Annotated in this window: 1 protein-coding gene; it reads left to right on the top strand. The window is 64.8% G+C overall.

Going from position 1 to position 1,331, the window contains the following annotated elements:
• Positions 1 to 1,331, top strand: a 1,331-nt coding sequence (gene treS / locus QP089_RS48670) for a maltose alpha-D-glucosyltransferase (protein ID WP_285921434.1), incomplete at both ends; no start/stop codon positions are given.

The following is a 1,331-nucleotide window of genomic DNA, read 5'->3' as shown; positions in this document are numbered from 1 at the left end:
CTCATCTCCAAACTCGACCATCTGGAATGGCTCGGCGTCGACTGCCTGTGGCTGCTGCCCATCTACCAGTCACCGCTCAAAGACGGCGGCTACGACATCTCCGAGTACACCAGGATCCTCCCCGACTTCGGAGAACTGGGCGACTTCGTCGAACTGATCGAGCAGGCGCACGCGCGCGGCATCCGCGTCATCGCGGACCTGGTGATGAACCACACCAGTGACCAGCATTCCTGGTTCCAGGCGTCGCGGACCGATCCGGACGGGCCGTACGGCGATTTCTACATGTGGGACGACACCGACGAGAAATACCCCGATGCGCGGATCATCTTCGTCGACACCGAGCAGTCGAACTGGACCTACGACCCGGTCCGCGGGCAGTACTACTGGCACCGGTTCTTCTCCCACCAGCCCGACCTGAACTACGACAACCCCGCCGTGCAGGACGCCATGCTGGAGGTCCTGCGGTTCTGGCTGGACCTGGGCATCGACGGATTCCGCCTGGACGCCGTCCCCTACCTGTACGCCCGCGAAGGCACCAACTGCGAGAACCTCCCCGAAACCCACGCCTACCTCAAACGCGTCCGCGCCGAGGTCGACCGCCTCTACCCCGACCGCGTCCTGCTCGCCGAGGCCAACCAATGGCCCGCCGACGTCGTGGAGTACTTCGGCGACCCCGCCGCCGGCGGCGACGAATGCCACATGGCCTTCCACTTCCCCGTCATGCCCCGCATCTTCATGGCCGTCCGCCGCGAACAGCGCTACCCCATCTCCGAGATCATGGCCCAGACCCCCAAGATCCCCGAATCCTGCCAATGGGGCATCTTCCTGCGCAACCACGACGAACTCACCCTGGAGATGGTCACCGACGAAGAACGCGACTACATGTACACCGAATACGCCAAAGACCCCCGCATGAAAGCCAACATCGGCATCCGCCGCCGCCTGGCCCCCCTGCTGGACAACGACCGCAACCAACTCGAACTCTTCACCGCCCTGCTCCTGTCCCTGCCCGGCTCACCGGTCCTGTACTACGGCGACGAGATCGGCATGGGCGACAACATCTGGCTCGGCGACCGCGACGCCGTCCGCACCCCCATGCAATGGACCCCCGACCGCAACGCCGGCTTCTCCCAATGCGACCCCGCCCGCCTGTACCTGCCGGTCATCATGGACCCCATCTACGGCTACCAGGCCGTCAACGTCGAAGCCCAGGTCAACAACCCCGGATCCCTCCTGCACTGGACCCGCAAAATGATCGAGATCCGGCAACGCCACCCCGTCTTCGGCGTCGGCTCCTACGTCGAACTCTCCGCCTCCAACCCCTCCGTCCT

This window comes from Actinomadura opuntiae (assembly GCF_030283205.1).
GTDB lineage: Bacteria > Actinomycetota > Actinomycetes > Streptosporangiales > Streptosporangiaceae > Spirillospora.
This window is presented reverse-complemented; position numbering and strand designations above follow the sequence as displayed.